The organism is uncultured Paraglaciecola sp. (assembly GCF_913058035.1).
In the GTDB taxonomy this organism is placed as follows: Bacteria; Pseudomonadota; Gammaproteobacteria; order Enterobacterales; family Alteromonadaceae; genus Paraglaciecola.
In genome coordinates this window covers 26448-43615 of the sequence record NZ_CAJXPA010000007.1, presented here as the reverse complement: position 1 = coordinate 43615, position 17168 = coordinate 26448, and the positions used below count along the sequence as shown (strand labels likewise).

At 41.8% G+C, this 17168-nt stretch carries 12 protein-coding genes; 5 read left to right on the top strand and 7 right to left on the bottom strand.

All coding sequences use genetic code 11. The annotated features are described in order from the left end of the window. Positions 1 to 15 precede the first annotated feature (15 nt). From QZ562_RS02045 to iadA, 5 genes are all read right to left on the bottom strand, one after another. On the bottom strand, positions 16 to 1062 hold the full coding sequence (locus tag QZ562_RS02045; RefSeq protein ID WP_293756252.1) for a metal-dependent hydrolase: 1047 nt from the start codon (positions 1060 to 1062) through the stop codon (positions 16 to 18). Positions 1063 to 1159: 97 nt separating this feature from the next. Further along, positions 1160 to 2842: a Mur ligase family protein gene (locus QZ562_RS02040; protein ID WP_293756249.1), complete on the bottom strand. Its 1683-nt coding sequence runs from the start codon at positions 2840 to 2842 to the stop codon at positions 1160 to 1162. A gap of 13 nt (positions 2843 to 2855) precedes the next feature. Continuing rightward, positions 2856 to 5672 carry a cyanophycin synthetase gene (gene cphA / locus QZ562_RS02035; protein ID WP_293756247.1) on the bottom strand — a complete coding sequence of 939 codons (2817 nt, stop codon included), beginning with the start codon at positions 5670 to 5672 and terminating at the stop codon, positions 2856 to 2858. Positions 5673 to 5849: 177 nt separating this feature from the next. Continuing rightward, entirely contained in the window at positions 5850 to 6668 is an 819-nt protein-coding gene (locus tag QZ562_RS02030; RefSeq protein WP_293756244.1) for a cyanophycinase, read from the bottom strand. Positions 6669 to 6670: 2 nt separating this feature from the next. Further along, positions 6671 to 7858 carry a beta-aspartyl-peptidase gene (iadA, locus tag QZ562_RS02025; RefSeq protein ID WP_293756241.1) on the bottom strand — a complete coding sequence of 396 codons (1188 nt, stop codon included), beginning with the start codon at positions 7856 to 7858 and terminating at the stop codon, positions 6671 to 6673. Between the two features lie 615 nt (positions 7859 to 8473). On the opposite strand from iadA, the gene QZ562_RS02020 reads away from it, so the two are divergent. Further along, a complete protein-coding gene (locus QZ562_RS02020) occupies positions 8474 to 9082 on the top strand; it encodes a TetR family transcriptional regulator C-terminal domain-containing protein (protein ID WP_293756238.1) in 609 nt (202 codons plus the stop codon). 681 nt (positions 9083 to 9763) lie between these two features. Here the strand turns inward: QZ562_RS02020 and QZ562_RS02015 are convergent. Beyond that, positions 9764 to 10501, bottom strand: a complete 738-nt coding sequence (locus QZ562_RS02015) for an NAD(P)H-dependent oxidoreductase (protein ID WP_293756235.1) — start codon at positions 10499 to 10501, stop codon at positions 9764 to 9766. Between the two features lie 622 nt (positions 10502 to 11123). Between QZ562_RS02015 and QZ562_RS02010 the strand changes: the two genes are divergently transcribed. Then, on the top strand, positions 11124 to 12893 hold the full coding sequence (locus QZ562_RS02010) for an acyl-CoA dehydrogenase C-terminal domain-containing protein (RefSeq protein WP_293756233.1): 1770 nt from the start codon (positions 11124 to 11126) through the stop codon (positions 12891 to 12893). A gap of 324 nt (positions 12894 to 13217) precedes the next feature. Here the strand turns inward: QZ562_RS02010 and QZ562_RS02005 are convergent, their stop codons facing one another. Next, positions 13218 to 14423: an aromatic ring-hydroxylating dioxygenase subunit alpha gene (locus QZ562_RS02005; protein ID WP_293756231.1), complete on the bottom strand. Its 1206-nt coding sequence runs from the start codon at positions 14421 to 14423 to the stop codon at positions 13218 to 13220. A gap of 98 nt (positions 14424 to 14521) precedes the next feature. Between QZ562_RS02005 and QZ562_RS02000 the strand changes: the two genes are divergently transcribed. From QZ562_RS02000 to msrA, 3 genes are all read left to right on the top strand, one after another. After that, complete coding sequence (locus QZ562_RS02000) at positions 14522 to 16093, top strand: NAD(P)/FAD-dependent oxidoreductase (RefSeq protein WP_293756229.1); 1572 nt, start codon at positions 14522 to 14524, stop codon at positions 16091 to 16093. A gap of 108 nt (positions 16094 to 16201) precedes the next feature. Continuing rightward, positions 16202 to 16648 carry a peptide-methionine (R)-S-oxide reductase MsrB gene (gene msrB / locus QZ562_RS01995; RefSeq protein WP_293756227.1) on the top strand — a complete coding sequence of 149 codons (447 nt, stop codon included), beginning with the start codon at positions 16202 to 16204 and terminating at the stop codon, positions 16646 to 16648. A gap of 2 nt (positions 16649 to 16650) precedes the next feature. Further along, positions 16651 to 17148: a peptide-methionine (S)-S-oxide reductase MsrA gene (gene msrA / locus QZ562_RS01990; protein ID WP_293756225.1), complete on the top strand. Its 498-nt coding sequence runs from the start codon at positions 16651 to 16653 to the stop codon at positions 17146 to 17148. The last annotated feature ends 20 nt before the right edge of the window (positions 17149 to 17168 follow it).

Sequence of the window (17168 nt, the reverse complement as noted above, 5' to 3'; positions counted from 1 at the left end):
ATTTGAGCTGTGCACTCAATTTTCACTGTTTGCGCACACTGCATTTTTTTTAGCTGGAGCCAATGATATTGAAGGGTCCCAAATTCTATCCCAAATTCTACCAACCTGACTTAGGTCAGGCCGCATACTGTACTTTTTATAATCACTCACAACAATGCCAGTGTCAGTTTGTTTGCCTACAATAAAGTTGAACACATAACCGCACTCCGCCCCCATTCGTAAATCAGATAACACAATATTTTGCTTTTCCTGTGTGACCGAATAAAATCCTTTAGTGAACCATCGTAGTCGCTGTACACCCCATTCATCTTGAATGTTATCGAGCAAAAAGTCTGACGAATTATAGACATTCAAACTCACATCAGATGCTGAATCAAATACAGAAACATATCCCTCGTAATATTCTCCATCTGACATGACTAATATCCTCCAAAGTAGCGTGGATAGGGGCGCAGGTGTACTCAAATAGTGGTTGAATTTTATCTGTCTATCGTTAAGTGCTGTTTCTACTTTTTGGTCTACATATGTTTTTGCTACCAAAGACCAACACACATATAAGCTGCTTATGATTAATGCAAAAAAGCACATTTTAGATGAGTTTTCATACTTAATGTTGGGTAACAAAACAACGATAAAAGCGAGCAATAGCGGTAAAGTATAAAAAGGGTCAATAATGAATAAATTAGATACAGCAAATGGATACTCAGTAATAGGCCATAACAATTGTGTACCGTAAACTGTGAAACTATCTAAAATCCCATGGGTAGACAAGCACAGAAAAACTAGCCAAAACCAATGTTTTTTATACACTATTGTGTCTTGATGATATTTACTAATCAGCCATACGATCAGCGGACTGATTAACAGATGCACCAATATAGAATGGCTAAATCCTCGATGATAAGTAAAAGCCTCGACTTCACCACCATAAGGCAGAAAAACATCTAGATCAGGCAATGTACCTAAAACAGCACCATAAATGGCGGCTTTACGTCCTACTTTGTTGCCTAAAACCGCATAACCAACGGCACTACCCAAAACAACTTGTGTTAATGAATCCATACTGACCTTGTAAACTGAACAGCTATTGCTTATCTATTACGCGTTAAGCATCAATTCTAGACCAGTTAAATCACCTGTTTTTTGCAATGGCCACAGGCTATTGCCCCACCAAATACTGATGTACTTGTTCTCTATCTGCTAATACAAACAACAGCACCACATCGCCAGGCTGAGCAAAATCCATTGCTATTTTTGCCCCTTTTAATGGGTCGGCAGCGTAGCAGATTTTTTCTGAGGAGATCGATTGACGATACAGGTAATCACCAACAATTTGCGGGACGTCACCTATCTGACGACCTCGTAAATAACGCTCTAATTCAGTAACGATGTAAAGACTGGCATCAAGCTCAGCGACCGCAGCCGTTAGGCTTCGAATTTCGTCATCACTTCTGTCCCCAGCATGACTGAACATGGCTATTTTACGTTTAGCCGGTAATTGATTAATGGTTTTTACCACCGCACGCATACTGTGTTCATTGTGAGCAAAGTCCACCAATACCTTGATGCCATTAATTTCATAGATATTGCCTCTTCCTGGGTTATCTTCAGCATTGCTACCGAAGTCCATCAAGCCAATTCTTATAGCCTGTGTAGGCAACTTTAAGGCTTTAGATAATCCCACAACACCTAAGGCGTTTTGTACATTGTGCTGAGCAGCACCATTAAGTGTCATAGGAACTTGCTCTAATGATGCAATGTTTTCTTCTTTATATCCCGAGACATAAATAATATGGTGATTACGTATGAACACTGCCGCACCACCACAACTTATTTGGCTTTGTATCAAAACATTGGATTCGTCTGTGCTGTACCAACAAATACTTTTATCAAGTTTTAAACCTTGCGCTATAACAAGCTCATTATCGGCGTTGAGTACTAAAATGCCTTGTTGATCCAACCCTTTTGCGACTACAAATTTGGTTTCTGCTAATTCTTCAACTGTGTTAATACCATATTGTCCCAAATGATCACTAGCAACATTGGTAATAAGCGCCGCATCGACTGAATCAATAGGTATGCCCCTTCTTAATATTCCACCTCGAGCGACTTCCAAGAATGCTATCTCTGTGCGCGAGTCTCTGAGCAACATTCTTGCGCCACCAGGTCCTGAATAATCACCATTGTCTATAATATCGTCACCCACACGAATAAAATCGGTAGAGGTGACACCCGCCACAAAACCCGCCGCTTTGGCAATGTGCGACGCCAAGCGCACACTGGTTGATTTACCATTTGTACCAGTAATAAGAGCCCGAGGGATGTCTTGATAGGTATGCCACTGGATATCTTGCAGCGCGGGCAACTCATCAATAGGCCACGTTTGTGATGTCTTGCCCATACCTAGGCTGATATCGTCATCATCAGTTATACAACTCACTTTATTTTTTTGCGCAGCTTCCATAATAAGAATTAGAGCAGGGTTAACCTCCTGCGCGAGTTCTTCATGTAATTCATTTAGCCGAAGCTGCCAATTCGGGACAGCTTCTCCTTTGAGTTCTGCGACACAACAATGCCAGGCTAACTCAGCAAGATCGCAGGCACAATAAAGTGCATCCATAGGGGCGCTAAGAGCTAAGTTCGCCCCTTCACTGTGCAGACGAAAAGTAGTTTGCTGCTGCCAACCAAATTGTGTTTGCAACGTGGCAACCCACTTCTGCCATTCATTCACCACCTTAATTTTGTCAATGCCTTCAATAAACACATCTAGGATACCACCGGGGTGATCCCACAACAGATTAGGGCCTGTTAAACGCCTCGCTTCGTCTAGTTCCAATCGCATGATTCGAATATCCCTAATCAGAATCTTCGTCATGCTCAACCACTAAACGCACACCACGTTCGTCATGCACCAACGACTCACCTTCGTTTAATTCAAACTTATGCTCTGTGTGTTCAAATAGTTTTTCAGGAAAATCTTCAGATGGTTTTTCATCATGGTTGTCTGTAGCTATGTCACTATTAAAATGCACTATCTGTTTCCAACAACGAGTAATATTGTCTCCCAGAATAATCAACAAATCTCCACTTTTACAATCTTTGAGACCTTGTTCAACTGCGTTTTCTTCGGATGGAATGACCTGAATATTAGCTTCATTGATACCAGCATCAAGTAATGTTTGTTTGAGCATCTGTGGCACTTCATCATGACTGCGACCTCTTCTGTCGTCGTCAGCCTTACAAATGAAGCTGTCAAAACCCTTGGCAGTTATGTTAGCAACGGCCACTACATCTTCATTGCGCCTGTCTCCTGGCATTGCCATGACAATGCGGCGTTTTCCGTTCACATCTAAACGTTTTGCTAAGTCAGTGATGGTAGCGATAGCAGCTGGATTGTGAGCGTAATCGAGTATTACCTTGAAAGGCAGCTCATCGTAAATATTGAGTCGACCCGGTGCTTGATAGAATGATGTGTTAAAAATCCTCAGGCCTTGGCGTATATTCTCTAACGATGTATCAAAACTATAGGCAATCGCTGCAGCAAACATCGCATTTTGCACATTATGCAAAGCCTTACCTTCGACCGTTGCAGGAATTAAATGCGTCCAAAGTAGCGGTATGTGTGCGCCTTTATCATAAATGGTGATCATATCGCCGTTGATGCCTTTTTCAAGCACGGCCGCCATGCCACCGCTGCGAATATGCTCGCGCACTAGGCCATGTCCCGAGTCCATCGTGACATAACAAATACGCTCGGCCTCACAAAAATCTGCCATCTGTAAACATAGATGGTCATCAGCATTAAGCACCACTACATCTTTTGCGACTTCAACCACCACACGTTTAATTTGCGCCAGTTGCTCTACTGTATCAATGCCCCTTTGTCCCAAGTGGTCAGCAGTAACATTCAAACAAGCCCCAACATTACAAGAGGTATAACCTAAACCTCGCTTTAAAATGCCACCACGTGCTGTCTCCATAATAGCAAAATCAACGCTAGGGTCACGCAGCACAATTTGTGCTGCCGTAGGACCCGTCATGTCTCCTTTAACCGTTAGATGTCCGTCAATGTAGACTCCGTCTGTAGAGGTCATGCCTGTGGTAAATCCAGATGCTTTCATAATGCTGGCTAACATACGTGAAGTGGTCGTTTTACCATTGGTACCGGTAATAGCAGCGATAGGAATGCGCGCATTAGTGCCCGCAGGGAACAACATATCGATGACTTTACCAGCCACATCTCTAGGTGTACCCTCGCTTGGCGCTACATGCATTCTAAAGCCCGGCGCAGCATTACATTCGCAAATGCCACCACCAATTTCTTTATAAGACTTACTGATGTCGTCTGTTAGAAAATCGACTCCACCTATGTCAAGGCCGATGGCTTTAATGGAACGGACTGCCATATCTCTGTTATCGGGGTGCACTATATCGGTGACATCTATCGCTGTACCACCGGTTGACAAGTTTGCTGTAGAGCGAAGAAAGAAAATTTGGTCTTTATCTAATATGGTTTGTTTGTTGTAGTTAGCCTCATCCATTAAACGTTCGGCTTGGCTATCTAGCTCCAATCGAGTTAACACTTTTTCATGGCCTATACCGCGGCGAGGGTCTGAGTTAACGATGTCGATTAATTCTTCAATATTACTGTTACCGTCACCTACAACATGGCCGGGTACACGTTTAGCAACCGCAACAAGTTCATTATTTACCACTAACATTCTGTGGTCATAACCTGTTATGAAACTTTCAATTAAAACAGCTTTACCAGTACCGTGTTTTTGCGCTTCAACGAAAGCCGTAATCACTTCTTCGTCTGTTGTGAGATTAATACTTACGCCTCTACCATGGTTGGCATTCAATGGTTTAACTACCACAGGAAAACCCATTTTATTTGCTGCCCGCGCAGCCTGTTTTTCACCGTATACCACCGTTTGTTGGGGCACGGGCAGACCTAAATCGTTGAGTAAGTTGTGAGTGTCTTCTTTATCGCAAGAAATCTCTACAGCGATGTGTTTAGTTTCGCTGGTAATAGTGGCCTGAATACGCTGTTGATATTTACCGTGACCAAACTGCACAAGACTATATTGGTTTAAACGCAACCAAGGAATATTTCGCTGTTCAGCAGCCGCCACAAGGGAGCCTGTACTAGGCCCAAATTCTTTACGTTGAGCCATACGTACAAAACCGCGTAATTCTTCGTTAAAATCAAAATCGTCTTCAATATCTGCTTTGATAATCTGTTGCACATCAAGTGGCATCAGGTGAGTTAATAAACGCATACCTAATGAGCCTGCTTCTAGCCCCACATCTCTTTGATGGTATTGGTAAACAACGTTGTAACAGCCTTTTTTCTTTAAGCTTCTAGTGCGTCCAAAATTGACCGGTGAACCTGCTAAGTTTTGTAACTCAAGGGCTACGTGCTCCCAAATATGTCCGATCCAAGTACCTTCGTCTTCTCTCAACCGTTTGAGAAAACCACCTTCTTCACCATATGAACAACCGTGACTTTGCAACGAAGGTAAAGCTTCTACTAATCCATCAATAAACCCTATGCCTAATTTTACTGAAGGCCACTGCTCTAACTCACCGATATCAATTTGGTAACGAATAACAGGAAAGTTAGCGTATATATTGGGGCCGACATATACATTTTTATTGAGAATTTTCATAGGCCAAAGATTCCTTCTTAAATTTTATCTGGATTAGGGACGCGTTGAGAGTGTGTAGATAGATCAAACTGAAACTAACTTATATAAAAACTACCATAAGCGCCAATGTTTTAATATGTTATGAATAATTGCTTGTATAAAATGGGCGAGAAAATTGCCGCCCATTTTTTAAGAGGGTTATTCTATGAAGGCTTTACGATCGTTGATGTTGTAACGACTTCCGTTAGCCAATATATGCACTTTTAAATTTAACAAAGTAAGTGCATCACCGCTGCGTGCTTCAGCCATAGATGAATGTTCGATATCCGAAGGATCGATTACCGTTATTGCGCCACTCCCCACTACAGTAAATTCATTGTCACCGTCGATAAAAGCAGCGGTATCTTCGTCTAGTCCTAGACCAAGTAAAAACGGATTGTAAGACACTGCACTTAACAGACGTGACAATCTGTTTCGTTCATTAAAATGTTGGTCGACCACTATAGTATTAATCAGTCCCATACCAGGTGCTAAATTAACACCGTCTTCAGTAGGCACAATGCCGGTGTTACCACCCGTGATCATATGTTGCGACACAATTGCAGCACCAGCAGATGTGCCTGCTACATGAACACCTTGAGCATTGAGCTTACGAATAGTTTTGGCTATAGGTGTGCCTCCAAGAATAGTCGACAAACGAAGTTGATTACCCCCAGTAATAAATATGCCAGTACAGCTTTCAAGCTGAATCACGTACTCTTCTTTTTTGGCATCATTACGGTCGCTAATAGGCAACCAATGAGTATTACCTGCACCTAGTTCTTCAAATAACTTTTGATATCTTTCACCAGTATCTTCTAGTTGGGAAGCGGTGGGTACAATGCAAATGTCAGCTTCACTGCCGCCGCATAATTCAACAAATTTCTTTAAAATTTCAGGATTATTTATTTTTTCTTCAGCACCACCGATAGGTATAACATAACCACGTTGCTGACCTTTAATTTCTGGAGACGGCATCTTTATTCCTCAAACGTACCTTTCTTAACAACTTTTGTATTGTAGATATGCCATATACCTTTAGCCATGACATGGCTTATGCGGTTTTGTTTATCTAAAACGATTAAATCGGCATCCATACCGAGTGCTATGCGACCTTTAGTTTTAAAGTTCATTAGCGTTGCAACATTGCTTGTAAAAAAAGCTAAGCAATCTTCTATCTTTGTTCCTTGGTCAATCAATTGGTAAAAAACATTCGTCATAGCGATAGAATTAGCAAAATCCATTTTTGTCATGTGACCCTGTTTATCAAAATTTGGCAAACAACCACCGCCATCAGAACTGATGGTCAGTTTGTCTTGTGGGTAATCACTATTGATAAAGCGTAACAGCGCATCCGCTGGCTCATAGCCAACATCCCCAGTTTCAAATGCGGTGACATCAATCCAACAACCCTGCTTGGTTAACTCGCACGCTTCTTCAAATAATTCTCTGCGCCTGTTTACATGTGTAGGGTTAAAGGTCTTAGCGGGTATCTCGGACTGTGCTAGTGCCTCACGCACTAACTCTAACCCACGCTCTCCATCACCTAAATGCAAATGCACAATTCCCGCTTTACCGGTCATCAAACGTGAGACATGAGCTTCTGAAGCAACTTTGAGTAGTTCATTGAGTGTGGGTTGAGACGATCGGTGATCACTAATGGCCAATTCACCTACACCAACGATTGGCTCTATGAATACGATATCGGTCCTGATAGATCCGGTCAGTGTAGTAGGCGGAAGATGGTAACCACCAGTATAACAATAGGCTGACAACCCTTCTTCACGCAATGAATAAACTTGTGCCAGTAATGATTCAGTGCTTCGAGTGATATCATCAGTACCCAACAGACCAACAGCAGTTGTAACACCCGCTTTAGTAAATTGACTTAAGGGCACAGCGGGGACACGAGTAGAAAAACCAGCTTCTCCCCCGCCGCCAGTAATGTGAGTATGGGCATCGATAAAACCAGGAATTAGCGCTTGGCCTTGCAAGTCTAGCTCGTCAACAGCGAGTAGTGAGTCTAAAACAGGCAGAACATCCCCGATATACAGGATCTCCCCACCACCAATCACAAGATGTTTAAGCCCAATTGAATCTGGAGCATAAACGTTAGCATTTTTAAGTAAAGTTATTGAACTAGCTGAGAACACTGAATATACCGACATTTAAAAGAAACTTATTCTTATAATTTTAAAACACTCAAGGCCGCTTAGCAAAGGCTTTGTCAGCTTAATCAGAGGGTAAATGAAGATACAGCCTATTGGGTTGACTGCAATTGCGGTCAATTAAGCTTAGAGAGTTTAGTATGATTAAAATTTACTTCAACTTATGGTCTAAATTTTCTGATGCAATCCTCTTTATCATTATTTATATGTCTTTCATTAGCTAAGCACTGGTCAATACATATTCATCACATATTGGACTAAAGGACTAGAGGAGTTGAAACAACGTTATTTGCGTACAGGTTATTTTTTCCAACAAGCGATAAATAGAATGGTGTTATTAAATCGAGAATATATTGATGATCGTCACAGGTATCAAAATGTCATTAAAAAGATTGGAATCGAAGCCTTAAATTAAAATGCAGCACTTGCAGTTACATAAGTTGCAGTTACAAAAATGAATACGTATCAAATACAAGTTAGCTAAAGGGCTGAATGACCCGATTTAACATTTAATAAACCAAGATCTACCGAGCTTATTAAAATTAAAACAATCGTTCTATGTTTACATAATGAATACAAGATGACTTTAATATGTTTGTATCTTATGGTTACTAGATGACCAGCATAGATTTTAAAAGCACTCAAAGACCTAGCTATAGTATGGCTCAATCGAAGCTTATTCAGGCTACATTAGATTCTTTGATGGAAGAGGGTGTTGATGGCTGTTCTGTCCGAAAGATTTGCGAGATAGCAGACATGTCAGTTGGGCTGATTAATTATCACTTCGGTACACTTAATAACCTCTTGGCTGCTGCATATTTAGACTTGGCGTTTTCTTTGATGGATGAGGCCATTGTAAAATCACAATACACCATACTTCCAAGGCAACGTTTATCTATTTTTATAGAAGAAACCTTTAGTGATTCGGTGATGCAACGAAAGATACTCCGAGCTTGGGTGGTGTTTTGGGGAATGATTGACATATCTCCCAAAATCAAAGACGCGCATGATTCGTCTAATAAGGCATTTCGAGTATTTCTTGAACAAAGCTTCTTTGAGTTAGACCAATTGTATCCCGTCAAACCCTCTCCACGACTTGCCGCTATTGGGCTTACTGCAATCATTGATGGGTTGTGGCTGGAGTGGTGTTTATCTAGCGAAACCTTTAGTGCAGATGAAGCAGTATTGTTGTGCGAACAATGGGTGAATACTGCTTGGAAATAGGCACGATTAGTTATGTTGAGCTAGTATCTTACGAGCTGCCATGGGGTCGCTTATCGATACACAATAGTAAAGATGGACGACATTCGTAGCAAATAGAAAGTTTTGTAAATTGGGTAATGAAAATATGTAATGAGTCGGATGATGTATAAAATACATGATGGCTTTATAAGCGAACATTGCATAATAAATCATGTTAGTTGTCATCTTCGAATCCCAACAATATCCCCAAACACATAGGAGCACTTGATGAATATGTAACGTTATGTAATCAACCTTATCTTCTGTTTGAAGCCAACAATCTTAGAAATGGGAGGTATCAAAGACTCTCTGAAATTAACAACTAAGCCAGATAAATATGCTGTCAAAACAAACATGAATGACTGCTGTATAAAAGTCAAACAGCGATTTTTAGATTGACCTCATATCACCAGAGTAGAAAATTAAGTTAACTTTTTTGGCGTCATCTTTTGCTCACACTTACCCCCTGCTTGCTAGCTAGGGTAAAATTGAGTAACCAAACATACGGATAAATCAAGGATGCATTTTATTTTTCCTTGACTCACACGAGGCGATAAATTTATGACAGCCAGAATTATTAACTATGAAAAAGTTGAGGTACCGTTTCGGAAAAATCCTTACAGAACCCACCCCTCTTCCACTAGATTAAACGTCTCCAAACTATTACCGTCGGTGGCCTGCACTTAGAGGGGTTACATCTGGCTTAAGTTTAAAATCTGAGCCAAAATCGGTAAGAGGATGAAATTTCATCGGCATTGTCGTATCAATATTTTTTAATCGAGTACTGTAATCATTCAGGTATTTGTCACAGGCTTCTTGCCCAAGGAACACTGGTGAATAGGCTACAAAAGCTGGCAATACCTCAAATCCTGTATAAAATAAGGTACCGTTGTGAAGGTGCCATAGAGCAACGTTAATATCACCCATCACACCATCTGGTTCAAACATTTCAGGATAAGCCCCACAGCTTGTCACAACCATAGCTTTACGGCCTTTGAGGCCTCCAGTTTCATAGCGTTTTCCAGCTCCATAAACTACAGAATTCACGAACACACGATCAAACCATCCTTTCAAAATTGCTGGTGTTGAAAACCAATAAAGAGGAAACTGTACAATGAAAAAGTCGCACCAGAAAATCTTTTCCAGCTCAGCTTTAATGTCCTCAGGCAGTGCATCATTATCAACTGCAAACTTTTGCTCACGATCATACTGCAGGCGCTCAGGGAAGCGCCGAATAGAAAAATCATCCGCACTAGCCACCGGGTTAAAACCCATTTTATAAAGGTCAGAAACCACTACCTCATGCCCTTCAGATTTTAGGGTTTCAACTCCCCTTCTATGCAATTCTGCTTGAAATGAAGCGTCCGGCTCCGGATGTGCATATAAAATAAAAACTTTCATTTTCTCTCCTCATAAAACTCATTACACAGCAGCTAAAAAATCAAAAAACATACACAAAAATTATCAATCAAAGCCTTATGGCTAATAAAAACAAATGGTCAAGCGCTGTTGTTCTTAGGCTACTCTTTATGTCATTAATCGATAGACAAGTCATAATCAGGTTAAATCTCGAGCTATAAAAAAAGCTTGAATCCCGTTCGAAGGAATATAGATTTAAATCGGAAGTCTTTTACCGAAAGCGTGCAAAATATATACACTCGACCTAAACGTCATCAAAGCTGATCATTGAAGATGAATATTTGAATAAGAGTAAACAGTCTTACTAAATGCATTTATCAAATTATCCATCCATATAGCGATGCAAGAATAGTGCACATACCTTATCTGTGCAACAGGCTTAAAGGCGCCTGAGTTAACAGCAGTTTGTTCGTTGTAACTATCGATAAATAAGACTTTTTATCGAGGTGAGAAATATTTTTTACTAATAAAATCTCGCAGGTACTCTGTCTACAATAATTAGATAGGCTCGCGCTGTTCTGAACTAAGCGAGTATTTGTTACGTAATAATTCTTGATCAAATGCCACACGACCACCAAATCTAACCCATAAACGGAGGATTTTTATGCAATACAAAGCACCCGTAAACGATATCAAATTTATTCTTTTTGATGTTTTAGGCGCTGACAAGCTCCATGAGCTAGACAAATACAGCGAAGCCACACCCGATATTATTTCAGCCGTCATCGAAGAAGCAGGAAAATTAGCTACCGAAGTTCTGCAACCAGTCAACAAAGTAGGTGACGAGCAGGGTTGTCAATACGACCCTCAAACGCATAATGTTACCACTCCAAAGGGCTTCAAAGAGGCTTATAAACAATTTACTGAAGCGGGATGGGCATCACTAGATTCTCCAACAGAATTTGGTGGGCAGGGCTTGCCACACACCTTAAAGTTTATTGTGGACGAAATGGTCTGTTCCAGCAATCTCTCACTCGGCATGTATTCTGGGCTCACCCATGGTGCTATCAGCGCCCTTTATGCTCATGGTTCAAACGAACTGAAAGCCACTTACTTAGCCAAACTTATTAGCGGACAGTGGACTGGCACCATGTGCCTGACCGAACCACAATGCGGCACAGACCTGGGCTTAACACGTACCCGCGCCACCCCACTATCCGATAATAGCTACAGCATTAAAGGCACCAAAATCTGGATCTCCGGTGGTGAACACGACTTGGCAGAGAATATTATCCACCTAGTACTGGCAAAACTGCCAGGTGCGCCAGACACAACTAAGGGTTTATCACTGTTTTTAGTCCCCAAATACCTACCCGGAGGTTCAGAGCGTAATCCTGCATTTTGTGGCGGGCTGGAACATAAGATGGGCATTAAAGGCTCAGCAACCTGTGTCATGAACTTTGATGATGCGAAGGGCTGGCTTGTGGGGGAGCCCAATGATGGTATGCGGTCCATGTTCACTATGATGAATGAAGCGCGACTAATGGTCGGTATGCAGGGACTGGGTATCGCAGAAATGGCCTTTCAGGAAAGCTTAAGCTTTGCCCGTGAGCGACTGCAGAGTCGCTCCCTCAGTGGTCCCAAAAATCCTGACGAGGCGGCAGACCCAATTATTGTTCACCCCGATGTGCGTCGCATGTTGATGCGTCAAAAAGTCCTTAACGAGGGGATGCGCGCCCTAGCACTTTTCACTGGGCATCAACTCGATTTGTCTGTAGCCCACCCTGACGCCACGGTGCGTGAGGGAGCAGATGACATGGTGCAGCTCCTTACGCCAGTCGTGAAATCATTTCTCACTGACGAAGGCTTTAATAATGCTGATCAGGGGCTTCAGGTACTTGGAGGTTCGGGCTTTACTACCGATTGGCCATTAGAACAGCTGTTGCGCGACAGCCGTATTTCACGAATTTACGAGGGTACCAACGGAATTCAGGCTATGGATCTCGTCGGTCGCAAGCTCGGCCTGAATCGAGGTCGACTCATTGGTCATCTACTAACGACACTGAATGACTATGTCAAAGGAAACGCCTCACTACCACATCATGACGCACTTGAAGTTGCGGTTAAGTCTTTGGAGAAAGCCACCCAATGGATCGCAGCAAATGGCATGAAGGATCCCGAACAGGCGGGAGCAGCGGCTAGTCCCTTCTTGCGCCTCATGGCACTGACGGTTATCGCCTACATGTGGTCAAGGATGGCAGCTGCGGCGAAGGAGCAACTGAATGCTGGCGAAGGTAACACTCCGCTGCTAGAGAGCAAGTTGGTTTCGGCGCAATACTACTTCGACAAACTGTTGACCGAAAGTACATGGTTGCTGGCTGATATCACCAGCGGAAAAGACAGCATGATGGCTTTGACAGACGAGCAGTGGTAACAGCGGTATTGGTTCGCTGAAGACTTACCCGATGTCACCCGTTAAGTTCTGTTGAGTTTTATTTCATTGTTGTGGCGCCTACAGTTGCAGAAAGACAGTTAGGCGCCCTGTTTTTGCAGGGGTTTAAAAATCTAGCAGGGTTCAATTATCACGGACTTTATTTAAGCTTAAAAATAGAGCTCTAAATAAAGTGTCTTAGACCTGAGCCGCAAGGCGACTCAAACATTTGATAATTTATCGTAACTTATATCAGCGGTTTGATTTTGTATGCCTCGTTTATGAACTTAAATGGTAATTTCGTCACAAATATTAATCTGATAGAAATCACTTCACCAAAGCTTGTAGATACCAGTTTAAAAAGCTTTGTTGAAAACGTTCCATTTCAGACAAACGTCCTGATTGATAAAACCTTGAATCCACACCTTTTTGATTATTCCTAATAATGGTTTTATCCGCTTGGGTGGTCACGTCCCAAAGCCATGTGAGTTGCTCAAGTTGATAGTCTTTCCCTTGCACTGCAGATTCATTTACAAACCAGAACACATCACAGATACATTCATCTGCAGAAATAGGTAAAAAACGGTAACCAATCATATGATCGTCGTAAATTAAAAAATAGCTCAGGGGTCCAATCATCAACTCAGAAGCCCCACCATCATAGCCTTGCAAAGTTCCGAGCAAAGGTGCAACAGTCTTGCCACCTAGACTTCCACTAAGTGCATTACGAAGTAAAGGATTTCTGTCGTATTGATAACCTTCCTGCCCTTCTTCAGCCAAATCAAAATAACGATTAAACTCTGTAAATTTTGGGTTACCTTGATTCGCTTGTGAAAAATTTTCTTTGGCTTTTTGAAACATCTTGGGAGGCTTTGCCATAGCGTGAACTTGAGCAAATTCTTGATGAGATGGTGCACAGTGATAACACTCTTGATAATTCTCAACCGCTAACTTCCAATTTGCAGGAATGCGATATGACTTCTTTTCAGCCAGTTTCATACTATGCATGCCGAATAGTTCGAAGGTTGAATTAAGATCTTGGCGAAGAGAAGCAACACTTGGTGGGTTTTCACTTAAACATACAAAAATAAGCCCGCCCAAAAGCTCAACGTTTACCTTATGCAAGCCATTATCTGAGAGCTCAAAATCATTAGGCATGTTACGAGCAGAAATTAACTCTCCATCTAAATTATAATTCCATGCATGATATGGACAAGTAAGAGATTTTTGCGTGCCAGATTGTTCGAGGCAAATTTTTGAGCCTCGATGACGACACACATTTATATGGGCTTTTATCTCACCTGCAGTCGTTCGCAAAACAATGACTGACTCAGTATCAAACTCAAAAGTAAAATAATCACCAGCAATGGGAATTTGTGACACATGCCCAGCAAACAACCAATGTTTCAAGAATATATTGCTTATCTCTGTAGCATAGATATCAATGTCTTTATAAAACGTTTGAGCAAGAGAGAATCCCTGTTTCTGTTCAGCGACAAGCTGTTTTATTTTATTTGATTGGTTTAGCGCCATTGTTTTCGGTTAGTCTACTTTATCTGTGATTATTGACAGTATTGAACGAGTGTTCAATACTGTCAATAATCACACAGCATAATTTTTTGGGAATACAGATGTTAGATGCAATTATCATAGGCGGTGGACATAACGGTTTGGTGTGTGCCAACTATCTTGCAATAGCAGGTAAAAAAGTACGTGTTTTAGAACGGCGCAATGTGGTGGGTGGAGCTGCCGTTACTGAAGAATTTCACCCAGGCTTTAGAAATTCAGTGGCTGCTTATACGGTAAGTTTGCTTAACCCTAAGGTTATTAATGATCTACAGCTACACCAAAACGGCTTAAAGATTGTGCATAGAAAGGTTAATAATTTATGGCCGCATGATAACGGTGACTTTCTAGCTTTTGTTGTAGGCTCTGATAATTTAAAGGCCGAGATAGCGCGTTTTTCTAAGACTGATGCTGATGCCCTAGATCGCTACTTTAGAGACACAAGCATGGTCGCCGATATTATTCGCGACTTTTTACTGGAAACACCACCCAATGTTGGCGGTGGGATCAGAGACATTTTTAAAGCAGCAAAGTTTGGTAATCGCTTGCGAAAATTACCCATCGAAGACGAACGTATTGTGTTAGATATCTTCACAAAAAGTGTCTCGGATTTTTTAGACTTATATTTTGAAAACGAGTACGTCAAAGGTGCATTTGCTTTTGATGGTATTGTGGGAAATTATGCCGATACTCAAACTCCCGGTTCCGCTTATGTTCTCATGCATCATGCTTTTGGTGAAGTCAACGGCGAAAAAGGGGTTTGGGGTCACGCAATTGGAGGTATGGGTGCCATTACTCAAGCTATGGCAAAGTCAGCTATGGACAAAGGTGTTGAAATCGAAACCGATGCAGCAGTAAAAAAAGTGTTGGTGAAAGATGGCAAGGCATACGCTGTATTACTAGAAAACGGCGAAACCTTAGAAGCTAAAGTCATCGTCTCAAATCTCAACCCAAGCCTGTTGTATAACCAACTGGTTGATCCAAAACATCTTCCAGATGATTTTGCACGGCGCATGAAACATTACAAAAACGGCTCAGGCACTTTTCGTATGAACGTGGCGTTAAGTGAACTTCCCAAATTTACCTGCTTGACGCAGCAAGAACGCGCCAGTGCCGAACACCTAACAGGTGGGATCATTGTAGGTGCAACATGTGATTATATTGATCAAGCCTACCGTGATTCAAAACAACATGGCTGGTCTAAAGCTCCCATTGTGGAGATGCTTATTCCTTCAACACTTGACGATACCTTAGCGCCTGAAGGACAACATGTGGCCAGTTTATTTTGCCAACAGTTCGACCCAGATATCGATTGGGATCTGCACCGTGAGACAGCAGCAGATTTAATTATTGAACAGATCGAAAAGGTTGCACCAGGTTTTAAGCAATCGGTGTTAGGTCGCCAAGTACTCAGCCCACTAGATCTCGAACGTATATTTGGGCTGACTAAAGGTGACATCATGCACGGTAACATGAGTTTGGATCAGATGTTTAGCACCAGACCATTATTAGGCCATGGCAACTATCGCTCTCCTATAAAAGGATTGTATATGTGTGGTGCTGGGACTCACCCTGGTGGTGGCGTAACAGGTGCTCCAGGGCATAACGCAGCTAGAGAAATCATAAAAGATAACTAGTCGTTCACTTCAAATAGTGATCTTTATCGCCAATACGCAATAAAATACTCTAAGAGCAGGTCTGTTACACTCCAACAAGTACCTCTCATTAATAACAAAGAGGAAATTATGAGTACATATCAAAAATCACAGGATGCAATTTCTGCCCTGACACCAGAACAGTTTCATGTCACTCAAGAAAATGGCACTGAGCGCCCTGGTACCGGTGAATTATTAAATAACACCTTACCTGGTATTTATGTAGATGTGGTATCTGGAGAACCTTTATTTGCCTCATCTGCCAAGTATGAATCAGGATGTGGCTGGCCTAGCTTTACCAAGGCCATAGACCCAGTTAATGTCAATGAAATTACTGATAACACCCTTGGCATGACTCGCACTGAGGTGCGTTCTTCTCATGGTGACAGTCACCTAGGCCATGTATTTCCTGATGGGCCTAAAGACCAAGGCGGTCTGCGTTATTGTATTAATTCTGCTTCACTGCGTTTTATCCCTCGGGATGAAATGGCAAACAAAGGGTATGAAGCTTATTTAGATCAAGTAGAGGAGATTTAGTCATGGCAAATGAACGCGCAGTATTAGCTGGTGGTTGTTTTTGGGGTATGCAGGATCTTATTCGTAAAATGCCTGGGGTTACATCCACTCGGGTCGGTTACACGGGTGGTGAAGTGCCAAATGCTACCTACCGCAATCATGGTAACCACGCAGAGGGTATTGAGATATTATTTGATAATGAAATTATCACTTATCGACAACTTTTAGAATTTTTCTTTCAAATTCATGATCCTAGTACACAAAACAGACAAGGTAATGATACCGGTGCGTCTTATCGTTCAGCTATTTATTATGTGTCTGATGAGCAAAAAGCAGAAGCATCAAGAACTATTGTTGATGTAAATGCCTGTGGTTTGTGGCCAGGGAAAGTTGTGACTGAAGTAGAACCAGTCAGTGATTTTTGGGAAGCTGAAGTTGAACATCAAGACTATTTAGAAACACGTCCTAATGGCTACACTTGTCACTTCATCAGACCTGACTGGAAATTACCTTCAGCATAGAGAGTTTGAATATCTGTGAT

Bases quoted from the DNA above. Each gene is read 5' to 3' on its own strand.
- QZ562_RS02045 (WP_293756252.1), bottom strand. From the start codon at position 1,062: ATGGATTCATTAACACAAGTTGTTTTGGGTAGTGCCGTTGGTTATGCG.
- QZ562_RS02040 (WP_293756249.1), bottom strand. From the start codon at position 2,842: ATGCGATTGGAACTAGACGAAGCGAGGCGTTTAACAGGCCCTAATCTG.
- cphA (WP_293756247.1), bottom strand. From the start codon at position 5,672: ATGAAAATTCTCAATAAAAATGTATATGTCGGCCCCAATATATACGCT.
- QZ562_RS02030 (WP_293756244.1), bottom strand. From the start codon at position 6,668: ATGCCGTCTCCAGAAATTAAAGGTCAGCAACGTGGTTATGTTATACCT.
- iadA (WP_293756241.1), bottom strand. From the start codon at position 7,858: ATGTCGGTATATTCAGTGTTCTCAGCTAGTTCAATAACTTTACTTAAA.
- QZ562_RS02020 (WP_293756238.1), top strand. From the start codon at position 8,474: ATGACCAGCATAGATTTTAAAAGCACTCAAAGACCTAGCTATAGTATG.
- QZ562_RS02015 (WP_293756235.1), bottom strand. From the start codon at position 10,501: ATGAAAGTTTTTATTTTATATGCACATCCGGAGCCGGACGCTTCATTT.
- QZ562_RS02010 (WP_293756233.1), top strand. From the start codon at position 11,124: ATGCAATACAAAGCACCCGTAAACGATATCAAATTTATTCTTTTTGAT.
- QZ562_RS02005 (WP_293756231.1), bottom strand. From the start codon at position 14,423: ATGGCGCTAAACCAATCAAATAAAATAAAACAGCTTGTCGCTGAACAG.
- QZ562_RS02000 (WP_293756229.1), top strand. From the start codon at position 14,522: ATGTTAGATGCAATTATCATAGGCGGTGGACATAACGGTTTGGTGTGT.
- msrB (WP_293756227.1), top strand. From the start codon at position 16,202: ATGAGTACATATCAAAAATCACAGGATGCAATTTCTGCCCTGACACCA.
- msrA (WP_293756225.1), top strand. From the start codon at position 16,651: ATGGCAAATGAACGCGCAGTATTAGCTGGTGGTTGTTTTTGGGGTATG.